17 protein-coding genes are annotated in these 23,029 nt (G+C 34.9%); all 17 read right to left on the reverse strand.

Annotated features, from left to right (window positions below; translation table 11 throughout):
• Positions 1-489: 489 nt before the first annotated feature.
• Positions 490-1,503: an LLM class flavin-dependent oxidoreductase gene (locus SLW70_RS09890; protein ID WP_320888175.1), complete on the reverse strand. Its 1,014-nt coding sequence runs from the start codon at positions 1,501-1,503 to the stop codon at positions 490-492.
• A 108-nt stretch (positions 1,504-1,611) separates the two neighbouring features.
• Positions 1,612-2,733, reverse strand: coding sequence for a hypothetical protein (locus tag SLW70_RS09895; protein ID WP_320888176.1), 1,122 nt, complete (start codon positions 2,731-2,733; stop codon positions 1,612-1,614).
• A gap of 388 nt (positions 2,734-3,121) precedes the next feature.
• Positions 3,122-4,489 (reverse strand): NAD-dependent succinate-semialdehyde dehydrogenase, encoded by a 1,368-nt coding sequence (locus SLW70_RS09900; protein ID WP_320888177.1) that lies wholly within the window; start codon positions 4,487-4,489, stop codon positions 3,122-3,124.
• 828 nt (positions 4,490-5,317) lie between these two features.
• On the reverse strand, positions 5,318-6,025 hold the full coding sequence (locus SLW70_RS09905) for a hypothetical protein (RefSeq protein WP_320888178.1): 708 nt from the start codon (positions 6,023-6,025) through the stop codon (positions 5,318-5,320).
• Positions 6,026-6,259: 234 nt separating this feature from the next.
• Entirely contained in the window at positions 6,260-7,021 is a 762-nt protein-coding gene (gene trpA / locus SLW70_RS09910) for a tryptophan synthase subunit alpha (RefSeq protein ID WP_320888179.1), read from the reverse strand.
• Positions 7,022-7,141: 120 nt separating this feature from the next.
• Positions 7,142-7,462, reverse strand: a complete 321-nt coding sequence (locus tag SLW70_RS09915; RefSeq protein WP_320888180.1) for a gamma-glutamylcyclotransferase family protein — start codon at positions 7,460-7,462, stop codon at positions 7,142-7,144.
• A 197-nt stretch (positions 7,463-7,659) separates the two neighbouring features.
• A complete protein-coding gene (trpB, locus tag SLW70_RS09920; RefSeq protein WP_320888181.1) occupies positions 7,660-8,844 on the reverse strand; it encodes a tryptophan synthase subunit beta in 1,185 nt (394 codons plus the stop codon).
• A 114-nt stretch (positions 8,845-8,958) separates the two neighbouring features.
• The gene (locus SLW70_RS09925; protein ID WP_320888182.1) at positions 8,959-9,579 is read right to left on the reverse strand and encodes a phosphoribosylanthranilate isomerase; all 621 of its coding nucleotides are present in this window, start codon (positions 9,577-9,579) and stop codon (positions 8,959-8,961) included.
• Between the two features lie 175 nt (positions 9,580-9,754).
• A complete protein-coding gene (trpC, locus tag SLW70_RS09930; protein WP_320888183.1) occupies positions 9,755-10,537 on the reverse strand; it encodes an indole-3-glycerol phosphate synthase TrpC in 783 nt (260 codons plus the stop codon).
• A 240-nt stretch (positions 10,538-10,777) separates the two neighbouring features.
• Entirely contained in the window at positions 10,778-11,683 is a 906-nt protein-coding gene (locus tag SLW70_RS09935) for a mechanosensitive ion channel family protein (protein ID WP_320888184.1), read from the reverse strand.
• A 6-nt stretch (positions 11,684-11,689) separates the two neighbouring features.
• Positions 11,690-12,496, reverse strand: coding sequence for a mechanosensitive ion channel family protein (locus SLW70_RS09940; RefSeq protein WP_320888186.1), 807 nt, complete (start codon positions 12,494-12,496; stop codon positions 11,690-11,692).
• Positions 12,497-12,535: 39 nt separating this feature from the next.
• Positions 12,536-14,419, reverse strand: coding sequence for a mechanosensitive ion channel domain-containing protein (locus tag SLW70_RS09945; RefSeq protein WP_320888187.1), 1,884 nt, complete (start codon positions 14,417-14,419; stop codon positions 12,536-12,538).
• Positions 14,420-14,462: 43 nt separating this feature from the next.
• Positions 14,463-15,461 (reverse strand): anthranilate phosphoribosyltransferase, encoded by a 999-nt coding sequence (gene trpD, locus SLW70_RS09950; protein ID WP_320888188.1) that lies wholly within the window; start codon positions 15,459-15,461, stop codon positions 14,463-14,465.
• 71 nt (positions 15,462-15,532) lie between these two features.
• Complete coding sequence (locus SLW70_RS09955) at positions 15,533-16,099, reverse strand: aminodeoxychorismate/anthranilate synthase component II (protein WP_320888189.1); 567 nt, start codon at positions 16,097-16,099, stop codon at positions 15,533-15,535.
• 43 nt (positions 16,100-16,142) lie between these two features.
• A complete protein-coding gene (locus SLW70_RS09960) occupies positions 16,143-17,543 on the reverse strand; it encodes an anthranilate synthase component I family protein (protein ID WP_320888190.1) in 1,401 nt (466 codons plus the stop codon).
• A gap of 268 nt (positions 17,544-17,811) precedes the next feature.
• Complete coding sequence (locus SLW70_RS09965; protein WP_320888192.1) at positions 17,812-18,384, reverse strand: YceI family protein; 573 nt, start codon at positions 18,382-18,384, stop codon at positions 17,812-17,814.
• A gap of 236 nt (positions 18,385-18,620) precedes the next feature.
• Positions 18,621-22,976 (reverse strand): T9SS type B sorting domain-containing protein, encoded by a 4,356-nt coding sequence (locus SLW70_RS09970; RefSeq protein WP_320888194.1) that lies wholly within the window; start codon positions 22,974-22,976, stop codon positions 18,621-18,623.
• Between the last annotated feature and the right edge of the window lie 53 nt (positions 22,977-23,029).

Consider the following 23,029-nt stretch of genomic DNA (forward strand, 5'->3'; position numbering starts at 1 on the left):
AATAATCTATTTTTTTAGGAGCTATTTCCTGCTATCCGTTTCAATCTTGTGGGGGCAAAGGCAAAGCCCCCACAAGGATTTCCACTTCTATCAGGGCTAGGACATCTGTGTTCCTATGAAAATTGAGTTTTGTAAAGGAAATAATTATTCTTAAGATGAAATTTCAAATAGCATTAATATGGAATTAAACTTAGATTACACATTGGAACACAGATAACACAGATGAAAGGGATTTACACTGATTTTTTAATTGTTTTATAACATGAAATCTGCGAAAATCGGCCTAATCTGCGTGAAAAAAATCATTGAAATTCTAATGGGGATTTTGGGCTAAAAGTAAATGATAATCCAAACCCTATGATTTCCTATGCCAAGTAAAACGCCTTATCGAGCAAAACAAGCCTATGACCCGAGGCTGCACTGAGCAAAGTCGAAGTGTGTTTAAAAAAAACATACCGTATAAGCTCAGACTGACATGCTGCCTACTAATTAACCTTGATTTATTTCCTGAATAATTTCAGCCACTAATTGATACGATTTGATTCGCGCCTCTTGGTTGTGGCAATTGGTCGTTACAATCAATTCATCCACCTCTGTTTTAGCAATAAAATCAATCAGTTGGTTTTTAACCGTGTTTTTTGAACCAATAAAAGTATAACGTGCCATTTGCTGAACCGTAGGATGTTCTAGTGTTTCTCTTAAATCAGGTGTCATTTCGCAAGCTTCGTCTAATGATTCCCTTTTGGTTCCCGTCAATAAAGCCACAATCATTTTGATAAACGAAGTCGCCATTCGTTCTGCTGCTTCATCCGTATCGGCTACAAAAACATTAATTCCTGTCATAACATAAGGTCTTGATAAGACCGCTGACGGCATGAACTCATCACGGTATATCTTCAAAGCAGGAAACAATTGAGCCGTTGCAAAATGACTAGCAAAAGCATAAGGCAATCCTTTTCTGGCGGCTAAGTGCGCGCTCTCCGTACTAGAACCTAAAATATAGATAGGCACATCAACACCTTCGGCTATGGTGGCTCTTACTTTCGAATTCTGATTGTTAGCCGAAAAGTAGGTTTGAATTTTTTCAATCTCATCAGGAAAAGAATGTGCGGCATCCATAAAATCAGAGCGAATCGCACGCGCGGTTTCTTGGTCGGTTCCAGGTGCTCTTCCTAAGCCTAAATCAATTCGGTTAGGGTAAATTGTTCCTAAAGTTCCAAACTGTTCCGCCACAATAAGCGGAGAATGATTAGGGAGCATAATACCACCTGAACCCACTTTCAAAGTTGTGGTTGCTTGTGCCACATGACCAATCAAAACGGCCGTTGCACTACTAGCAATAGCAGGCATATTGTGATGTTCGGCTAACCAAAATCGGGTGTAACCTGCTTCCTCAGCCTTTTGCGCTAAGCTAACGGTGTTTTTTATTGTTTGTTGAGTAGAATTTCCTTTGGTAACAATAGCTAAATCTAAAATAGAATAAGCAATATTTTTGGTAGGCATAATTTCTTTATTTGTGTATACAAATATAAGGCTGTTTTGCTAGCTTCGTTGAATAGTGAATCATAAAATAAAACTAAAGTTGGTTAAGCACTCGTTAAATAAAAACCGCTAATTTCCGAGTAACACTTTGTTATACTGATTGAATTTTACTTCGTTAAAAATGATTTGAAAATCACTTTTCTGATTAGACCATTGTCCCGTTAAATATTGGGAGTTGTTTTCATTTTCGTAGACAAAAAATCCTTTATCGTTATAATCATTTTCAAACTTTAAACTAAACTTACCTGTATTTACATTGTTAGAAAATTCGTTTAATGAAATTGCCTTTTTAGAATACGTTCCGCTAAGTTTTATTTTGATTTTCTTCTTGTCATAATAGTAATAACCACTTACAGAATTGTCCTTTTTTGAAAGATTTAGTGCCATACTAATTGGATACAAATTATTTATTTTTCCAAAAAGATAGATGTTGTTTTCACAGTTGGGTTTTTCTTTTTGGTTCATTAAAAAAAGAGCAATTTTATTCTTTGAAGTATAATTGTTGGTAAAAAGCATTCGATATGCCCAATCATTTAGGTATTGTTTCATCACCTCTTTGGAGACTGATTTCGTAAAATAGGGCGTGCAGGCTTGGGCAACATGAGGATAACAATCATTGGTCAATGAAAAATTGAGTTGGTTGTCTTTTACTTCATACTTTTCAATATCATAGTAAGAACAAAAAGGTTCTGAACCTTCACAATCGGCTATGGAGGTTGTAAATTCTTTTTTAATGTCGGGTAGCCAATATTTCTCCATAAAATCTAAATAGCCATTCAACGTAAATAACGCTTGGAACGGAATTTTTTGGCTATCTTGAATGGCTCCTGTTTTAATGTGAAAGATAAATTCCTTTTCAAACTCACTAGGATAAGGACCTAAATACCCAATATCCATTTTTAGGAACAAATAGTCATTGTTGATTTGGTATTCAAACGTACAACCTGAAAATCGAAAATCTTCCTCTTTCTTTAGTTGATAGCCTTCAATCATAAACTCATCTAAAATAAATTGATTGATCTTTTTTACAGCAGGTTCAAATTCCTTTTTTAAGGCAATCACTTTAGGAATTTCGTTTTCAGATTGGAAGGATAAAGTCGATTTGATCATCACTTTTTTAACGGCTATTTTTTCTTGACTAGAAGCTATAAAGGAAAACAATAATAGTAATAGTAGGGAGAGTTTTTTCATTGATTAATGAGAATAAATTTTTATAGGTTACAAATGAAGATAAAGTTAGTGATTTAGCTTCTAAAATTTTTAGCCACAGATTTAAAGAAAGTGGTCGGACTTTGACAAAGAGTTGCTAACTTGGAAAAAGACCACAAATTACACAAATTAGCACAAATTCAAAAATGTATTAAATTGAATTACACAAATTTCTAATTAATATCAAAATTATTATCTGCAAAAATCTGCCAAATCTGCGTGCTTATTTTTTGCACGCATATTTACACAGATTTTTTTTAATAGAAATATTTGATAAACACACATTTAGACAAAGAGTTAGATAGAATTAAAATGATTAACACAGATTAATCCATTTAATCCTTTAAATCTGTGGCTAATTAAAAAAATCTTACTCAATCCAAATGGTTTTGATATTCACAAATTCCCGAATACCATAACCTGATAGTTCTCTTCCAAAACCACTATTTTTAATCCCTCCAAAAGGCATTCTAGGGTCTGAAACCACCAATTTATTGACAAAACTATTTCCTGCTTCTAATTGTAGCGCTATTTTTTCGCCTCTTTCCGTATTCGATGTAATCACTCCTGAACCCAAACCAAATACCGAATTATTAGCCAATGCAATAGCATGATTTTCGTCTTTCGCTTTAATGACTGAGGCAACGGGTCCAAAAAGTTCATTGTCAAAAGCTTCCATTCCGGGAGTTACCTCGGCCAAAATAGTCGCTGGGTAATAAGCACCTTTTCCTTCGGGAATTGTTCCACCTAAAACCAATCGGGCGCCTTGCGAAATGGATTTTTCAACTTGTTTGTGTAAATCATCACGCAAATTCACTCGGGCTAATGGGCCGTAGTAAGTCGTTTCATCTGTAGGTTCGCCCATTTTGGCGGCTTTCATTTTGGTGGTGTATAAGGCCAAAAAAGCATCATAAATCGATTCCAAAACCACAAAACGCTTGGCAGCAATACAGGTTTGTCCGTTGTTTTGTAACCTGCCAAAAGTCGCTAAATCAGTAGCTGCTTCTAAGTCGGCGTCGTCCAAAATGATGTAAGCGTCACTACCTCCTAATTCTAGCACTGTTTTCTTTAAATTTTGTCCGGCAATAGCTGCAACAGAGCGACCGGCAGGTTCGCTACCCGTCAATGTAACCGCTACGATTGTTTGGTCTTCAATAATATCTTTGACGTTTTCTGCATTAATATTAAAATTGGTAAAAATACCTTTTGGGAATCCCGCTTTAATAAAAGCTTCCTCAATCGCAAAGGCACATCCTTGGACGTTTGAGGCATGTTTCAAAACCCCAACATTTCCAGCCATAAGAGCAGGAGCCGCAAACCGAATCACTTGATAGAAAGGGAAATTCCACGGCATAACCGCTAATACGGTACCCATAGGCTGAAAAGTTACATAGCTTTTACTAGCCTCCGTTTTTACGGTTTCGTCTTTTAATAAGCTATCAGCATGATCGGCATAATAGCGAGTGACCAAAGCACATTTTTCTATTTCTTTGCGCGCTTGTCCAATCGTTTTTCCCATTTCGGCAGTGGCAAGTTGGGCTAGTTTTTCGTTATCTGCATCCAGTATATCAGCCAAATTTTTCATCAAAGTAGCTCGTTCTTCAAAACTGGTTTTCTTCCAAGAATCAAAAGCTTTTTTGACTTTGACTAAGGTTTCTTTTGCTTCTGTGACAGTAATGCGTGGATAGGTTCCTATAGTTTCTCCATTGGCTGGATTGATGCTTATGGTGTTTTTCATGGGGTTGGTGCAATTTAGTACGAGTAAAAGTATCTCAATTTTATAAAATTACAATAAAAATGTAAATTTTATAATGGAATAAAAGAACGCTAATCCAGAGGCATAAGTGTAATAGGGGATTATTTCACAGAGACGCTCAAAGAAAAAAAACACTAAGGTTCACAAAAAAAACACTAAGGTTCACAAAAAAAACACAAAGATTCATAAAGTTTTAAGTCAAAGTAACCCCAATCTTGTCATTCTGACGAAGGAAGAACCTCCGTAAGTAACTCTACAAAGTATTTCCGTACTTTATTTGCTCATTGTTGTGGGCACGAGCCAGAGGCATCGCGCCAGCCGTTTGACGATTTCTGCTCGGAACAGCTAGGGGCAAAGAATGCAATTCTGAGCTATCCGTTTAGGAGAGTATTTATTGCATATTCGAGCAATCGGGTTTTAGTATTTCACAAAGAAACTCAAAGAAAAAAACACAAAGATTCACAAAGTTTTAAGTCACAGTAACCCCAATCATGTCTTTCTGACGAAGGAAGAATCTTCACAAGTAACTCTACAAAGTGTTTACGTACTTTATTTGCTCATTGTTGCGGGCACAGAATGCAATTCTGCGCTATCCGTTCACGAGAGTATTTATTGCATATTCGAGCGATCGGGATTTCTATGACTTGAAATACTTGTTTTTAAGCACCTCAATTTTAAAACTTCCAACTTAAAAGCAAAAATAAACCTCGCTTAAATGTGCTTAAACGAGGTAGTTTTTTATGTTTATTTTTTAAAATTCACTTTTAAAGAGGGTTGCGCAACAGCTACGTGTGTTAGTGGCTGTTTTTTTTATTCATTATTGTTCTGTTGTCCTAATTGAATTAGTGTTTTAATTGCATCTGGCTGGTCTTTAAATAGTTGTAATGCCATCATACCTTTTTCCATGTCTCCAAGTGAATTATCTGTAATTAATGGAAGCATATCAGGATTTGCAGCTAAAAGAGAGAACATATTTACCATTAAGTCTGTTTGGATTTCTTGTTTAGGTTGTGCATATTTGGGAAACTCAAATTTTATTAATTGAGCTAAATGCAAAACTTGATTATCTGGTTTCAATGGGTTTTTTTCGTACCAATTAAAAAACTCTCTAAGCTGTTTCGCTAAGTCTTGTATTCCTTTAGGCGTGCATTCATATTCAATATATCTTTGATGCGAAATATCAAATGGAGTTTTTATTTTAACACTAGAGTTTCTTATTAAAATCGTACCTGGTTTAAAGCTATGTCTAAGTCCTAATTCATAAAATACATTCGGATTTGGAAATGTCACGTCTGCAATAACAAAAGTATCATACATTAAATGTGTTAAAATATCAGTTGTAATAGTACCAGGAACAGCACATTCATCAGCTCTTACAATATTCATTTTTGATCTCGCACTTAAAATTGCAGGTTTTATTACATTTTCGTAATCATCTTTCAATTGATCAGCTGAAATTTCTAAATCATCATATTTTTGATCACTTATAGCCATTATTACAAAACAATTATCTTCCATTTTCTTTTTTTTAAATTCTTAATTTTCTCACCCTGCGGCAAAATAGCCACTAACTTGTGTATACTACTGATGTTATCAGACTTATACACCCCTATTTGGGTGGATAAATCTGACGGTAATCAATTTTTATTCCAATCCCAAATATAAAGAAATAATCTTACAGTAATTAAAAAAACCGCTAATTCACAAATTTAAAATTTGCGAATTAGCGGTTTAAAATAAAGTATGAAATTGTTATCGAATAGCTTTCACGAATTCGGCATTTTTCTTGCTTCCGTTTTCGGTAAGGTGGTTGATGTAAGCACTACCTATAATCGCTCCTTTGGCGTGCTCTGTAGCTTGTTTGAAGGTTTCGGCATTGTTGATTCCAAAACCAATGATTTGTGGATTCTTAAGGTTCATTCCTGCGATACGCTTGAAATAGTCTTCTTGTGTGTTTCCAAAACCAGATTGTGAACCTGTCACACTTGCTGAACTTACCATATAGATAAATCCATTAGAAACACTATCAATAAAACGGATACGTTCGTCGCTGGTTTGCGGTGTGATTAAGAATACGTTGATTAGGCCGTATTTTTCAAAAATAGCTTTGTATTGGTCTGCATATACATCAACAGGAAGGTCTGGGATGATTAATCCGTCGATTCCTATTTCGGCACATTTAGCACAAAAGGCTTCTACACCATATTGTAACATCGGGTTGAAATATCCCATAATAATCAACGGAATCGAAACGGTTTTACGAATGTCTTTCAATTGATTGAATAGGACTTCGGTCGTCATTCCGTTGTGTAAAGCTTGTGTTGAACTGGCTTGAATGGTTGGTCCATCCGCCAAAGGGTCGCTAAAAGGCAATCCGATTTCGATTAAATCGACACCGTTTTTTTCTAAATCCTCAATGATTTGGACGCTATCGTTAAGGTTAGGGTATCCAGCTGAAAAATAGATGGAAAGTATCTTTTTATCTTCTTGTAATTTTTGATTGATTCTGTTCATTCGTATGTTTTTTATCAGATGCTTTGTCTGTACTATTTATTAATGACAAATGGTTTTTACCACAAATTGCACAAATTGCACAAATTCATTGATGAAATTATTTTGTTTGTGTTGGAAAAATTAGTTGGTAACGATATACGCCCAAGCTACTTCTCCTGATTCTAGTTTTACCTCGATGCGTCTGTAGTGCAGTCCTTCGTAAGTGTCTGCTAGATGGATGTCTTCTTCGGTTATTTCAAATAACATTCCACTAACCACATCTGTTGGGTTTTCTGATTCTTCTAAAATAGGATATTTAGCTATTCCAAACTCCTCTTCGATTTTGATTTCAGAAACGGTAAATCCTTTCAATACATCATGTTCTCCTTTGAGTATGCGACCAAAAATGGTTTGCTGAGTATCTATGTCTTTTAGAGTTCCGTATGCGAATAATTTTGCCATTTTTATGTTTTTTATACTTTCGTTATTATGACTACTGTCTGCGTTAGGGATGGGAGCGGCATCCTTTTTTAGGGGGCTTTTTTGCCACCTAAAAAAGATATAGCGTACAGCCCGACCGCCTTTTTCTGGCGGGAACGCCCATGTTATTTTGTTTAAAGTTTAAAGTTTAAAGTTTTTTTAAACGATTAACTTTTTAATTATAGATTAAAATGATCTATATAAGTACTCAAATCTTTGTCACCGCGACCTGATAAACAGATTACGACCACGTCTGTAGGTTTGAATTTTTTCTCGTTCAAAACCGCCAAAGCGTGTGAGGATTCAATCGCTGGAATAATTCCTTCGAGTTTACACAATTCCAAACCAGATTTCATGGCTTCGTCATCTGTAATTGAATAAAATTCGGCACGACCTGTGGTTGCCAAATGCGCGTGCATAGGTCCAACACCAGGGTAATCCAATCCTGCAGATATTGAATACGGCTCAGTGATTTGACCATCAGGAGTTTGCATTAATAAGGTTTTACAACCGTGGATAACGCCCACTTTTCCGAGTTTACTTGTAGCTGCACTGTGACCACTATTAACGCCTTTTCCAGCTGCTTCGACAGCGATGATTCCCACCTCTGGCTCGTGTAAAAAGTGGTAATAAGTTCCTGCAGCGTTGCTTCCACCCCCGATACAAGCGACTACATAATCAGGGTTTTCACGTCCTTCTTTTTCTTTTAACTGCCATTTGATTTCCTCAGAAATGATGCTCTGAAAACGAGTCACCATATCAGGATAAGGGTGTGGCCCAATGGCTGAACCGATGATATAATGCGTATCAACAGGATTGTTAATCCAGTCGCGAATCGCTTCGTTTGTTGCATCTTTCAACGTACGAGAACCTGATAAGGCTGGTCGAACGGTTGCTCCGAGCATTTTCATACGGGCAACGTTTGGCGCTTGACGCTCAATGTCGATTTCGCCCATATAAACGATACATTCTAATCCCATCAAAGCACAAACGGTAGCCGTAGCCACTCCGTGTTGCCCTGCTCCAGTTTCAGCAATGATACGTTTCTTTCCTAGTTTTTTAGCCACTAAGATTTGGCCAATCGTATTGTTGATTTTGTGTGCTCCTGTATGATTCAGGTCTTCACGCTTTAGATAAATTTTAGTTCCGTATTTTTCAGACAAACGTGTAGCAAAATACAAGGGACTAGGGCGACCAACATAATCTTTCAATAATTGGTCAAATTCCTTTTTGAATTCAGGTTCAGCGGTGATAGTCAGGTATTGTTGGCGTAATTCTTCTACATTAGGATACAACATTTCAGGGATGTATGCCCCACCAAATTCGCCATAATAGCCTTTTTCATCTACGTTATATGATGTCATTTTTTGTTTTTTATTTATTCTGTAGGGACAGCTCGCGAGCTGTCCGTACGATATGATTATTTTAATTTGGTTTTGTAGAGAGGCACCGCAGTGCCTCTTTACGATATCACGTATTTATGAATTTTTAAACAACAATATATCTTTACACAATTGTATGTTTTTTAATCCCGGTTCTATTTCTAGTTTGCTATTTAGGTCGATGGCGAAAATAGGCAAATTTGTTTTCAATATTTCGTTGACAGCATCCATTTCGTCTAATCCGATTCCGCCACTGAGGAAGAAGGGTTTAGAGGATGGATAATCTTTGAGAACTGTCCAGTCAAAGGTGGTTCCGTTACCTCCTGGAAGCTTGCCTTTGGTATCAAAAAGGAAGTAATCACAAACCGATTCAAAGGGGGCTAAGACCTCAAAATTAAAGTCGTCTAAGATAGAAAAAACTTTTATGATTTCAATCTGTGTCTGTGCTGGTTTGAGTTTTTTTAACTCGCTTTTAAGTTCTGTGCAATAGGCAACAGTTTCTTTGCCGTGTAACTGAACCGCTTGCAGATCATGTTGGTTAACTTTGTCAATAACATTAGCAAGGGTTTCATTCACAAAAACACCTGTTTTTTTGATTGATGCAGGCAAGGCAGGAATAGTCCCCTCAAAATGGCGAGCCGATTTTTCCCAGAAAATAAATCCCATATAATCGGGTAGGAGTGCTCCTAACTCGACGATATTGTCGGGATATTTCATACCACAGATTTTTATCCCCACCTCAGCCCTCCCCGAAGGGAAGGGAGGCGTTGTGTTATGTTGGGTTGAATTATTCATTTTTTCTTTTTTTAACCACAAAGACACAAAGTAAGCACAAAGGTCACTAAGTTTTAATTTTTCTGTGTGCTTAGTGAATGCTTAGTGAACTTCGTGTTTAAGTTAATTTTGATATAAACTCCGTTGCTGCTTTACCAGCATTATCCGTTTTCATGAAGTTTTCTCCAATTAAGAATCCTTTGTAACCGTAAGGCTTTAATTCGTTGATGGCTTCGATAGAAGAGATACCACTTTCAGATACTTTTACAAAATCATTTGGGATTTGATCTGCTAGTTGCTTACTGAAATCTAGGCTTACTTCGAATGTTTTTAGGTTTCTATTATTTACACCAATCATGTTTAACGTTGGCATAATTGATTTTTCTAGTTCTTCTTGGTTGTGTACTTCTAGTAAAACTTCCAATCCTAAACCTTGCGCAAACTCAGAAAGCGATTTGATTTCGTCACGAGTCAAAACAGCTGCGATAAGCAAAATTAAATCGGCACCGTGGGCTTTGGCTTCTAGGATTTGGTATTCGTCAACGATGAATTCTTTGCGTAACAAAGGAATTTCGACAGAAGCTCTTGCTAATAGTAAATCATCTAAGGAACCACCAAAGTATTTTCCATCGGTCAAAACGGAGATTCCACAAGCACCAGCATCTTCGTATCCTTTTACAACTTCTTCCACTGTAAAACCGTGATTAATCACTGATTTGGATGGAGAACGGCGTTTGTGCTCGGCAATAATTCCTGAAGTACTATTTCTTAAATTGTTACTTAAGGAGATTGTTTTCTTCCCAAAAAAGACAGAAGCCTCTAATTGTGAAACGGGGATGATTGATTTTTTAAGAACGACTTCACGTTTTTTGTCAACTATAATTTTATCTAAAATATTCATTTATTACTATTTTGTTTCAGGTTTTTTTGTTTCGGGTTTCAGGTTTCAAACGGTAACTTGAAACCTTAAACTTGAAACTGTTTTCTAAACTATTTCTTCAGCAAAGTTACTAATTTACCGATTGACATTTCTTGTACAAGATTGGTAATAGTAATTCAAAAATCTTTTTCTAATTCCTTTCCTATAGATAAGGCTAAAACGACAAGAAGTGCTTTTTAACCATTAGTACTAAAAGCGAAATTATCTATTATTTTTTATGTTAACATTAAAATCAGGTGCTTCCACCAGTTGAAAAGTAGCCGACGCAAATTTGATACTTCCTTGACAGGCATCTACTTTTTTTAATATTTTGGTAAATAATTGCGTTTTAGTTGCTCTCCGTTTTTTATAGCTTACTACATATCGTAAGGTATATTCAACCCAGTTGTCATTGAAAATCAAGGAAACCATAGGTTCTGTTTGAGCATCTTCTAACAGGTATTTGTTTTGCATGGCAATCCATTTTTCATGAGATTGCGCCGTTAAGTCCCCTGCAACTTCTTTTCCTACTTCTAGTAAAATTTCGTTGACTTTATCGTAATCACTTCCAAATTGGATTGGAATCTTAATTTCGTCCCATAGAAACGGAAAATCACCTGAGTAATTAAAAACGGGCTCTTTGAAAACGAAACTGTTGGCAATGAGAACTATGCGGCCATTGTATAAATCGCCATCTACCCATTGTCCAGTTTCCATGATGGTAGTACGCAAGACCCCAATATCCATCACGTCACCTTTAATTCCACCTAGCTGTACACGATCACCAGTTTTGTAAAACCCACCAAACATAATGGCCAACCAACCCGCTACACTGGCAATGACTTCTTGTAATGCAAAAGCAATTCCAGCACCCGCTACTCCTAATGCTACTGTAAGTCCGCCTAGTCTGTCACTAAAGATAACCGTAAGCAACACTATAGAAAGGAAGTAACCAATAAAACTGCTGAATTTTTTAGCCTTGTAACGGTTGTCTGTATCCTTAATTTTGGTAACCAAATTTTTTTGCAAGGCTTTGATGATAAGCCATATTATGGTGACACCAATAAAAATAGTTGCAAGTTTCCCAATTATAGGGTCATACAGTATCTGATTAATTTGTTCGTTCATGATGTCTTATGATTGGTGAATAACACGTTGTGGGAACGGAATTTCAATATTTTCTTTTCGAAAGGCTTCTATAATGATTTCTCTCAATTCGCCTTTTATATTTTCTACTCGAAAAACTTCTTCTGACCAAAAAAAGAGGGTAAATGTTAGTGCTGAGTCTCCAAAATCATCAAAGCGAACAAATGGTTCTTTGCCTTTTAAAATTGCCGTATGTTTCATTGCGGAGTCTTTCAATATTCTTTTAACGATAGTCACGTCTGAACTGTATGAAACTCCTACTGAAAATTCAAATCGAGCTGCTTTAGCATTATGTGTCCAATTGATTAAAGGATTACGAGTTAAATCGGTATTGGGTAGAATAATATATTTATCATCTCTAGTTAATACGATTGTGGTTCTAAGGTTGATTTCCATTACTTGGCATACAATGTCATTAACTTGAATTACATCTCCAATTTTGACGCTATTATCAAAAAGAATGATAATTCCAGAAACATAGTCACTGAATAAATTTTGAATACCTAAACCTAAACCTACTAACAAGGCAGCAGAACCAGCTACTAGTAAAGAAATATTAAAACCTAAAATCTCTAAAGAAAAGGTAAAGGCAAAAACATAAATGAAATATTTTAATAAGGAGTAAATAGAGTATTTTTTTCCTTCATCAATTTTTCCATATGAATTAATGGATTTTTGAAGAATTCTAAGTACAATATTTATTAAAATAAGAAAACCAACCAATGCTAAAATGGAACCTACCGTAATAACATGAGTAGTATTTGTAAAAATTACTTTGTCTAGATATTCGTTCATAATTTCGAGCTTTTTTATTATAAATCGTATCAGTTTTGTTTATTTTTTATCCATATTTACATTAAAACTAGGTGTTTGATAGTCTTGGGGTAAATAACTTTCAGGGATAGTGGTTCTGTTTCCGTCTCTAGCTGCTCGGTAATGAGGAGATAAGATTTCGATACCTAATTCGTTACAACAATCTTGAATGTTTTGATGTAAATCAGAATAGATTATAGCTTGTTTATTAGCATCTTTTGTATGTGCATTAATTTGATAAGACACATAAAAATCATCTAAACTCGTTTGTAGAACAAAGGGTTTAGGTTCTTTTAAAAGTAAATTAGTTCTGTCAGCAGCGTTTAATAAAGCTTGGTGAACGGTCTTCCATGGTACATCATATCCAATGGTTATTGTGGTATGAATGATTAATCCTTGTGTTAAGGTTTCACTAGTGTAATTCGTAGTGTGACTGTTCATAACCGTTGAATTAGGAATAGAAATAATTTCGTTTTTTATTGTCTTAATTCTAGTGACCAAAAGCGATTTTTCGATTACATTTCCAGTGATGTCTCCTATCTTGACACGATCCCCAATTTTGAATAATCGCATATAAGTTAAAACGATTCCTGCAATAACATTTGATAACGCACCCGAAGAACCAAATGTAAACAAAAAACCAAGAAAAACAGAAACTCCTTGAAAGATAGGAGAATCACTACCTGGTAAATATTTGAAAATTAACACAAACATAAAAGCGTACAAAAGCACTCTTATTATTTGGTAGGTAGGATTTGCCCATTCGGGATAAAAATTCGTTAACTGTAAGTTTCCTTTTGCGATTTCCTCTTTTAAGAATTCAATGCCTTTTAAAACATAATGAAATACAAAATAGATGACAATGATGGTAATTAAATTGGGTAAATAATTCCAAATACTTAAACCAATATTTTTTAAAGGAGTCAGTACATAGCCAAAAAGGGTATTTGCAAAGTTTTTGGTCCAAGGGAAAATTCCAAATAACACCGGTAAAGTAACGTAGATGAGAACTAAATTTACAATCCACTTCAATAATTTATTCAAAAACAAAACAAATGATACTTGTCTTTCTTCATCAAATAAAGTATAGTTTTTTATTGTAAAACCTTTTAAGCGATTTCCTTTCTTTCCTTCGATATTTAAGGCCGTCCAATTGAAAAAACGGTTGATGTAAAAAAGTACAATGGCTAAGATAGATAGAATCAATAAAGCAGTACCAACTTCTTTTATTAAAGTCGAGGTGCTTGTTTCGTTTTTATAATGACTTACTGAATTTGCAATAATCGATTGGTATTTTTGAGCCAGTGCTTCTTTACTACTGCCATTCCAAATGGCATCGTTTTCAGAGATACTCATAATGATTTTTTCACCATAGGTAATATCTAAAACCGTCTCAGAAGGAACAATCTTCAGCGAATCTTTTGTAAATGTAAAATGATCTGCTAATTGTTGCACACGATTACTAATGGCATCAGCTCTATCACTGGCTGAGAAGCTTCCTAGTTTGCTGTAAATCAAAAACAAAGTATCGTCAAAAAAGCCTTTTACAGGATAAGCTTTTGCAGTTGAACGCAAGGCATCTATTTGTGCTTTTTTCTTCTCAATACGTATTCTATCTTGGTTGTTGAGTTCTTCTATTTGCTTTAGAAGGGCTTCTTTTTTTAAATTATCAGTAGTTTTAAGCGAATTTAATTTGGACTCTAAACCAGCTCTTTTTACAGAATCTTGAATTCGCTGTTTCTCAATTTGCGCAATCTTACTATTGTATTCCGTTAGTAAAGCTGTGTTCAAAGAATCTTTGGCTTTTATTGAATCCTTTTTTATAGCTAATTTTTCTTGACTATAAGTAGCTGTTGCAACGACTAAAAAGAGAAGAAAAGCAGTTTTAGTGATGAAATTTTTCATGTCATTTAATATTAATAGGACGGATTCTATCAGCTTTTCTATATTATTGTTGACTGCTTAGATTTTTCAGAATATTGAGTGCTTCTAATCCTTTTCCTGAAAACAAACTTTCTTTGGCCTGCTCAAATCCTTCAAGAGGGGTACATCCTGTTACTGTAGCAATTGCCATGGCTGCATTGGCACAAACCACATTAGATTGCGCTTCATTTCCTTTACCTGCGATAATAGTAGTAAATAGTTGCGCTGATTCTTCAATGGTTTTTCCTCCTTCAATTTCCGATTGCAATAAATGTTTAACACCAAAATCGGATGGATTTAATATTCCTTCTTTGGTGTTTGAAATGAATTTAGTAGGACATGTCAATGATACTTCATCATATCCGTCTAATGAATGTAAAATGGTAAAGTTTCTATCTGTGTTTTGATACAAATAGCCATACATACGAGCCAATTCGAGATTAAAAACACCTACTAATTGGTTTTGTGGAAAGGCAGGGTTTACCATTGGACCTAACATATTGAAGAAGGTTTTTACCCCTAATTCTTTACGAATTGGCCCCACGTTTTTCATTGCGGGATGAAATAAAGGAGCGTGTAAAATACAGATACCCGCTTTTTCCATACATTTTCTTAGAAAATCATTATCATTGCTAAATTTGATACCTAATTGTTCCATTACGTTACTAGAACCAGATATTGAGGAAACCCCATAATTTCCATGCTTAGCAACTTTTATTCCTGCACCAGCTGCCACAAAAGAGGCTAAAGTCGAAATATTGAAAGTGTCTTTTCCATCACCACCAGTTCCGCATAAATCAATGGTATTGTAATCCGATAAATCAACTCGAATACACAAATCAAGTAAGGCTTCTCTAAAACCCGCTAACTCATCAATACTAATACTTCGCATCATATAAACAGTTAAAAAAGCTGCTATTTGACTCGGATTGTAATTGCCACTAGAGATGTTTACCAACACGTTTTTGGCTTCCTCTTTAGAGAGTATTTCGTGATTGATTAGTCTGTTTAAAATATTTTTCATTTTTTATTCCGCTAAGACGCAAAGGCGCAAATTCTATATGATGGTTTTATCTGATTACGAATGACTGAATACTAATTGTTGACCCAGTTTTCTAGCATTTTTTTACCTGTAGGAGTTAATACGCTTTCAGGGTGAAATTGTACGCCTCTTACATCAAATGTTTTGTGACGCAGCGACATTACTTGTCCGTTTTCGTCAAATGAAGTAGCTTCTAAAACTTCGGGTAAAGTAGCATCTACAACCCATGAATGGTAGCGGCCAACTTCAAATTCGTTTTCTAATCCTTGGAATAAGATTTCGTCATCAACTACTGTTTTTACATTAGTAGCCACACCATGATAGACTTTATCAAGGTTTGATAGTGTTCCTCCGTAAACTTCACCAATGGCTTGTTGTCCAAGGCAAACTCCAAAAATACTTTTGGTAGCACCATATTTTTCAATTACGGGTTTAAGTAAGCCCGCTTCATCAGGAATACCTGGTCCTGGTGATAGTAATATTTTATCGAAATGCGCTATTTCATCAATATCAAATTCATCATTTCGATACACGGTTACTTCGCAGTTTAAATCTTCAAGATAATGCACTAAATTATAAGTGAAACTATCGTAATTGTCTATGACTAATATTTTTTTCATTTTATAGGTATTGTTTAGTGACAAGTCGCAACTTGTCATTACTTTATATTGTTTCTGCTAAATCTAAAGCGGTATTTAAGGCTCTTAGTTTATTATAAACTTCTTGCATTTCACTTTCTTCGTCAGAACTAGCAACTATTCCAGCTCCAGCTTGAGAGTGTAATTGATGATTTTTGCTTAAAAAAGTTCGAATCATAATGGCATGGTTAAAGTTGCCTTCAAAATCCATAAAACCGATGGCTCCACCATAGAAATTACGATTGGTTTTCTCATAATCTTCAATCAACTGCATGGCTCTATGTTTAGGAGCTCCACTTAAAGTCCCTGCAGGGAAAGTATCGGCTACAACTTGTAGGGTAGTGGCATTGTCATGCAAATGACCAGTAACTTTGGATACCAAATGGATAACGTGAGAAAAGAATTGAACTTCTCTGTAGCGTTCTACATTTACATTGTGTCCGTGGCGGCTAAGGTCATTACGAGCTAAGTCAACAAGCATTACGTGTTCGCTGTTTTCTTTTTTATCTTCTGATAATTGTTTTGCAAGTACCGCATCTTTTTCGTCGTCACCAGTACGCTTGAAAGTACCAGCAATAGGATGTATCTCAGCTTTACGGTCTTTTACAATAATTTGAGCTTCAGGGGAAGAACCAAATATTTTGAAATCACCATAATCAAAAAAGAATAAATAGGGAGAAGGATTGATGCTTCGCAACGCTCTGTAAACATTAAATTCATCTCCTTTGAATCCTTGTGTGAAACGTCTAGACAATACTAATTGAAACACATCACCACGGTAGCAGTGTTTTTTAGCCAAGGCTACATTTTGTTTGAATTCTTCGTCTGTTAAATTTGAAAATCCTTCGCCATCTCTCGTAAATTGATAGGTAGCTAAGTTTCTAGATTGTAATAACTGCTCTAATTCAGCAATGTTGTTTCTACCGTCTAAACTATGGCTAAAGATATATGCTTGGTTCTTGAAATGATTGATTGCAATGATGTTTTGGTACACTGCATAATAGACATCAGGTATGGTATTGCTGTTTTCTTTTTTAGCAATGGTTACTTTTTCAAAATAACGCACGGCATCATAAGAAATGTATCCAAATAATCCATTATTAATGAATTTGAAATCATTTTTCTCAGACTTAAACTGACCTGAAAATTCTTGGATAATATCAGGGATGTTCGTTTTTGAATCAATCGCAATTGTTTCAGAAGTTCCATCAGGGAAAGATTTATAGATAGTTTCATTTTCGATCTTTATCGATGCAATAGGATTGCAGCAGATATACGAAAAACTATTATCGTTTCCATGATAGTCGCTACTTTCCAGCAACAAACTATTAGGGAATTTATCTCTAATTTTTAGATATACACTAACAGGAGTTATCATATCTGCTAGGATTTGCTTGTAATGTGTTTTAAGTATAAAAGGTTTCAATAGAAATGATTTTTTAATGATTAATAGTTCTGAGATATTAATTAAATTAACGTAAAAAAGGCTTGTCGTGACGACAAGCCTTTATATATTTATAGTTTACAATACTATAGGAGCTTTGTTCACGACGTCTGACGTAAATTGTTCCACCACCAAGTATTGTTTGTAATTGCTATCATAATATTTTTTGTTGATACAAATATAGAAATGAATTTTGATTTTTCAAATTTTAAGGAATAAAAATGTGTTGTTGATTTTAATAGGTCTTAATTTAAAAAACTAAATCCACTTTTAAATCAAATTGATCGTAAATGGTCTTGTCCCCTAAGTCGTCAAAATAACTTCCTGAACCATATCTAATGCTATATTTTGTTCGGTCAACTGTTAACTTAGCGGTAGCAGAATTGCCTTTTACAATTAAGTCAAAAATAATTGGGTGCGAAACACCTTTGATGGTTAAACTTCCAATTACAGTATATACATTATTTGCCTTAGGAGTAATATTTCTAAAATCTAACATAGAAGTGTTGAAATTATAAATACCAAAAAAATCATCTGATTTTAAATGTCCTTCGAGCTTAGCTTTTGAACTTCCTGTTTGGTCAGTATTGTTAAGTGTCGTCATGTCGGCTACAAAATTTCCTCCTACAACTTTATTATTTTTGAAAACTAGAACTCCTTCTTTAAATTTAATAGTTCCTTCATGTTGTCCTGTTATTTTTTTTCCTGTCCAAGTAATAAGACTCTTAGAAACATCTATTTTTTTGTTTTGCGCTTCAGCTGTTGTAAAAGAGAAAGAGAAAAGGACAATCAGTGCGAGTATTAGTAATTTTAAATTTTTCATTATACAGCGGTTTTAGGTTAATAATAGTAGTTTTTATTCGTATTCGTAACAAAGTGATGGTCTTTTCTCAAAGTTACAATAAAAAACATAATATTTTTATTAAAAAAACATTAAAGAATCCTTCTTCTGGAAATAAATTAACAGTAATGAATTTAAATTGATGTAAAACGGATTTCAACGTTAAGCAATTCAACAAAAGAGTTTTATTTCTATAACTATAGTCGTGATTAATTTTATTATCGTTTTAAACTAAAATGCCCTTTTGCTTCACGACCATCATCTAGTTTTATAGTGTACCAATAATCATCGGCAGGAAGTAAACTACCATTGTATAGCCCATCCCATCCTTGTTCTAAAGGACTTATGGTTTTTAATAGTTTTCCATAACGATCAAAAATATAGATGAACGTTTGGGAATTGGTAATTCCTTTGATGTTCCAATAGTCATTATATCCATCATTATTAGGAGTGAAAAATTTTGGAGCGCCTACGACTGTAACGGTTTGATTTACGGTTCCGCATCCGTTTAAGTCTTTGACAGAAACAACGTGAATCCCTAAAGCTACATTATCAAAAACATTAGACTCTTGAAAATAGGCATTAACATCATCGATGTTGTAAACATATTTCCCAGGTCCTGTGGTATTTACTGTTATGGAGTTGTTTTCGGAAAAATCAATAACTTCAATACTAGTAATTGTTGCAATATTTGAAGGAGTTGCTTTTATGTTGCGAATTTGACTACATCCTGTTGCTTTTGAGGTTACTTCAACACTGTAATTACCTAAACTGTTTATGTTAAGGGTAGGGTTTGTAGCACCTGGGATGTTTTGACCGTCTTTTGACCAGATATAAGTGTAATTGGAAGTCGAGCTGCCATCTAGGATTCCTGCATTTAATTCAACTACAAAAGATGGAAGATTAGAGCAAATTAATACATCATTCGATCCATCACTATTTAGGTCTATTTTTGGTTTTGGATTTACTACAAGTTTGACATATGGTCCTATTCCGTAACAAGAATTATCGGTATCGCTATCCACTCTAACCCAGATGAATTGTTGATTTGGAGAAAGTTGGTTTCTGTAATTATTAGTGTTAGTAATTTCGTTTATCTCTGCCAAAGCATCTTTTCCATTGGCATAATATTTTATACTATAGGAGGACGAGGAAGCTGGAAGTTGGGCTAGGAGGGCGCTTGAACTACTGCTAAAATCAAAAGTAGCGATTCCGTCTTTATCATTATTGATTTCGTCAATATAGTCATCGCAGACTTCGAAGATTTTGTTGAAAGAGGATGGAATAGTCGTTGTACTGACTTTTAAAGTGATTTTAGCAACTCTAAAACATCCGTTAGCATTGGTTACTCTTGCCCAAACATCAACCGGACTAGCTACTGTGTTAGTATATGCTTGAGGATTTGTAATTAATTGAGCTGGATTAGCAGTTGTGGCCCCTGTCTGTGAGCTGTAGTAGCTAAATGTTTCAGAAGTTGAATTAGCACTTATTTCCTTGTTTTTCACAGTTAAATTAAAAGCAGTGAAACCATCTGAATTATCATCACATTGTACAATTGTAATATCATTAACAACAGGTGCTGGATTTAATTGCAATGTTGTTTCTGAGGATAATAAACCACATGAATTTCCAGATTTATTTACAAATACTCTATATTTATAGCCATTCATACTGAGTGTAGCATTCGAAATCGCTAAAATATTAGTTGTTACACCTGAGTAAGTAGTATTGTTAGTTAGTGAATTCCAAATTAAACCATCTGTTGATACTTGCCATTGGTAACTATCACCGTTTGAAGCGATACTAATGGTCGAGTTTTGTAATTCACAAAAAGGAGTGGCTATTGGTTGGGTTGTGATTAGTATTGGAGCGGCAATTATATAATTGTTATTGGGTGTAGTATAGCCTATAGCACTGGTAACTTGTCCTCTTGTATTTACTGTTACAGGGGAACTTCCTAATATACCGTCATTATTAAAGTCAAAAAAACCAGCTTCAATAACATCATTACATAAATCATTGTCACTGTCTAATTCTCGGTAATTTTTTATGCCATCGTTATCTACATCTGGATTAGTTGCATTTGTTCCAGATTCGTCAATGTCATTTATTCCATCATTGTCACTGTCCCAATCGATATAATCCGGAATTCCATCATTATCTGTATCAACTGGGGTTAAACCATTTCCAAAAGCATTGTCTATACCGTCTTTGTTAGTGTCGCTATTTGCTAGTGCTAATGCATTGTTGTTTTGGGCTTCAATTCTGTCTAAAATGCCATCGTTATCACTGTCTAAATCAAATTGATCAGCAATGCTATCACCATCGGAATCTCTAGGGATACATTGGGCATAAAGTTTGAATGTTGCTTTATTAGTATTCGTCTCCGATAAGTTTTTGTGTTGGATGCTAAAAGTTTTCGTTAATGAAGTGAGAAATTTGAAATCACCTGTGCCAGCTGCTAATGGTACTACATTGTTTAGTCTAAATCGAATTTCAAACGATGAATATTCTGTTACACCACTTTCGTAAATCCCATCATAATTAGTGTCAATTAATAATTGATTAGAAGGGTTTAGAACTGTGATGGTTCGATTGGTATCGGAGTTAACGATAAACTCAGCATTAGAGTTTAGTAAATCAGTAGTATTGGCGGATGGAGCGTATTCTAATCCAATCGAAATAGGCTGATTGAATGTCATTTTATACTTAACAAAATTGCCAATTCCAGTTGGAGTTTCGGTTACAATAATTCCATTTGCATTTCCAGTAAATGGAGTTGTACTAGAATTGGTAGAAGTAGTAATTTGTCCTGAAAATGTATTTGAATAATCACCTATAGCAATAGTTCCTGTGCTACTGTTTGCGGTATTGATATTTTGATTACCGTAGGATTCGGTACAATTTGTAATTCCGTCATTATCATTATCGAGGTCAATATTATCATTTATAGTGTCACCATCAAAATCAGTTGGGCATTCGCTTACAGGAATTTTATCCGAAAATAATGGAATGGTGTTTGGGCAATTTGAAATAGTTCCACGTACAGCGTAGTAACCTGGTGCTGTTGGGGTATATTCTGGTGTTGTCGCACCAGTGATGGCTACATCATTAAAAAACCATTGGAAAGCATCATAGGAGGAAATCGTACTTGTTTTTAGAATAATATTTGGGATACAAGATGAAGCGGTATTCGAAATTTTACTCGAAATTACTTCTGGTTTGGTATCAAAACCAGAATAGTAGCCGCCGTAAGTTGCGGATGTATTGGTTCCGTAATAAGAAACATAAAGTTGTTTTGTAGATTTTACCGAGATATTTCCTGATAGCCCATCAACAGTATATCGTTCGAGTCCAGGATTACCTGTAATTGGTACAGGAGAAGTTGTAATAGGACTATTATTTATGGTGACACTAGCGCCTGTTTCGGTTACGATATTAAGACCACCGGTATAGGTTGTGTTTCCTATGGATTGAATTAATGGGATATTGTCTACAATTCTAGGTGTGGTACAATTTACAGGAGGTACAAAGAAAAGATTTTGGTTGGCTGCCGATGAACCTCTCGCTCCTATACTTTGATACGCAAATACGTTTTCAGAACTAGTGAGGTATAAATTACCATTACTAAAATAACTACCTCCGATATCTGCAAACTCTCCTGCATTAAGTGTTTTAAATGGTGTTGTACTACCGTTAAGGTAAATTACAGTTTGGTCTTTTTGAGCAATTATTAAAACGCGTTCTAAATCATCGGAACCCAATCCTTTGACAAAAACATATTCTTTTCCTGTTTTTTCGAAAGGGACAATCTGGTCAAAACCAATGTCTCTTCCAGAGGAAATGCTATTGCTACCAGCAAATGAACCTGAATTAACGGCCACGGGTTTGTCTGTTTCTACTAATGCACCAATCATATTTGAACTATTAGAATTAGAATTGTTGTAGTTTTCTAATGCTAATACATAGCTTTCATTTTTATTTAAATTAAGTGTTATTGGTCCATTTATGATGGTGCCATCGGTAAGAATTGTACCGTTTGGGATATTAGAAATGGTTAATGTGGTATTATTTTCAGTTGCGAGTATAGATGAAAAATTTAACAAAGAAACATCGTAAACGGGATTAAACATGGCTCCTAATCTGAAAATAGTTCCTAAAGCACTATTACCTTTAGAAACGAGTCCTCCAGCATGATTGAAATTTCCAGTATTAGTGTTTAAAGCGGAGTTGATTCTCATACTTACATAAACTAAATCATCGGCTTCGATAATGTATCCTTTATCTATAATTTTTCCAATTACGGTTTTTGGTGTCATTAACTGAGTGCCGCTGCCAGTTCCAATGGAATGAACATAAGGAGTGGTGTTGTTTACTACTCCATTGATGACTGTACCTCCGATAGCTATAATTTTAAAACTGACATTAGTGGTACTAGGTGTAGAAATGTAAAAATAGTGATCAAATGCTAAATTCGTATTGCAACTTATAGGGGGTATATAATGTGTTTTGCTAAATTGCGCAAAACAATTTAATGATAGTAATATCAATAAAACAAGTGGTATTTTTTTCATATGATAAAAATAATGATAATTTTTTTCACATTTGATGATATAATCAATATTTT

The sequence above is a fragment of the Flavobacterium sp. NG2 genome (genome assembly GCF_034119845.1).
Taxonomy (GTDB): domain Bacteria; phylum Bacteroidota; class Bacteroidia; order Flavobacteriales; family Flavobacteriaceae; genus Flavobacterium.

What these genes read in the sequence shown, in the direction of transcription:
- trpA (WP_320888179.1), bottom strand. Translation starts at nt 7,021, where the DNA reads ATGAACAGAATCAATCAAAAATTACAAGAAGATAAAAAGATACTTTCC.
- SLW70_RS09925 (WP_320888182.1), bottom strand. Translation starts at nt 9,579, where the DNA reads ATGAAATATCCCGACAATATCGTCGAGTTAGGAGCACTCCTACCCGAT.
- SLW70_RS09970 (WP_320888194.1), bottom strand. Translation starts at nt 22,976, where the DNA reads ATGAAAAAAATACCACTTGTTTTATTGATATTACTATCATTAAATTGT.
- SLW70_RS09955 (WP_320888189.1), bottom strand. Translation starts at nt 16,099, where the DNA reads ATGAAAAAAATATTAGTCATAGACAATTACGATAGTTTCACTTATAAT.
- SLW70_RS09945 (WP_320888187.1), bottom strand. Translation starts at nt 14,419, where the DNA reads ATGAAAAATTTCATCACTAAAACTGCTTTTCTTCTCTTTTTAGTCGTT.
- SLW70_RS09900 (WP_320888177.1), bottom strand. Translation starts at nt 4,489, where the DNA reads ATGAAAAACACCATAAGCATCAATCCAGCCAATGGAGAAACTATAGGA.
- SLW70_RS09965 (WP_320888192.1), bottom strand. Translation starts at nt 18,384, where the DNA reads ATGAAAAATTTAAAATTACTAATACTCGCACTGATTGTCCTTTTCTCT.
- trpC (WP_320888183.1), bottom strand. Translation starts at nt 10,537, where the DNA reads ATGAATATTTTAGATAAAATTATAGTTGACAAAAAACGTGAAGTCGTT.
- trpD (WP_320888188.1), bottom strand. Translation starts at nt 15,461, where the DNA reads ATGAAAAATATTTTAAACAGACTAATCAATCACGAAATACTCTCTAAA.
- SLW70_RS09890 (WP_320888175.1), bottom strand. Translation starts at nt 1,503, where the DNA reads ATGCCTACCAAAAATATTGCTTATTCTATTTTAGATTTAGCTATTGTT.
- SLW70_RS09935 (WP_320888184.1), bottom strand. Translation starts at nt 11,683, where the DNA reads ATGAACGAACAAATTAATCAGATACTGTATGACCCTATAATTGGGAAA.
- trpB (WP_320888181.1), bottom strand. Translation starts at nt 8,844, where the DNA reads ATGACATCATATAACGTAGATGAAAAAGGCTATTATGGCGAATTTGGT.
- SLW70_RS09940 (WP_320888186.1), bottom strand. Translation starts at nt 12,496, where the DNA reads ATGAACGAATATCTAGACAAAGTAATTTTTACAAATACTACTCATGTT.
- SLW70_RS09905 (WP_320888178.1), bottom strand. Translation starts at nt 6,025, where the DNA reads ATGGAAGATAATTGTTTTGTAATAATGGCTATAAGTGATCAAAAATAT.
- SLW70_RS09915 (WP_320888180.1), bottom strand. Translation starts at nt 7,462, where the DNA reads ATGGCAAAATTATTCGCATACGGAACTCTAAAAGACATAGATACTCAG.
- SLW70_RS09895 (WP_320888176.1), bottom strand. Translation starts at nt 2,733, where the DNA reads ATGAAAAAACTCTCCCTACTATTACTATTATTGTTTTCCTTTATAGCT.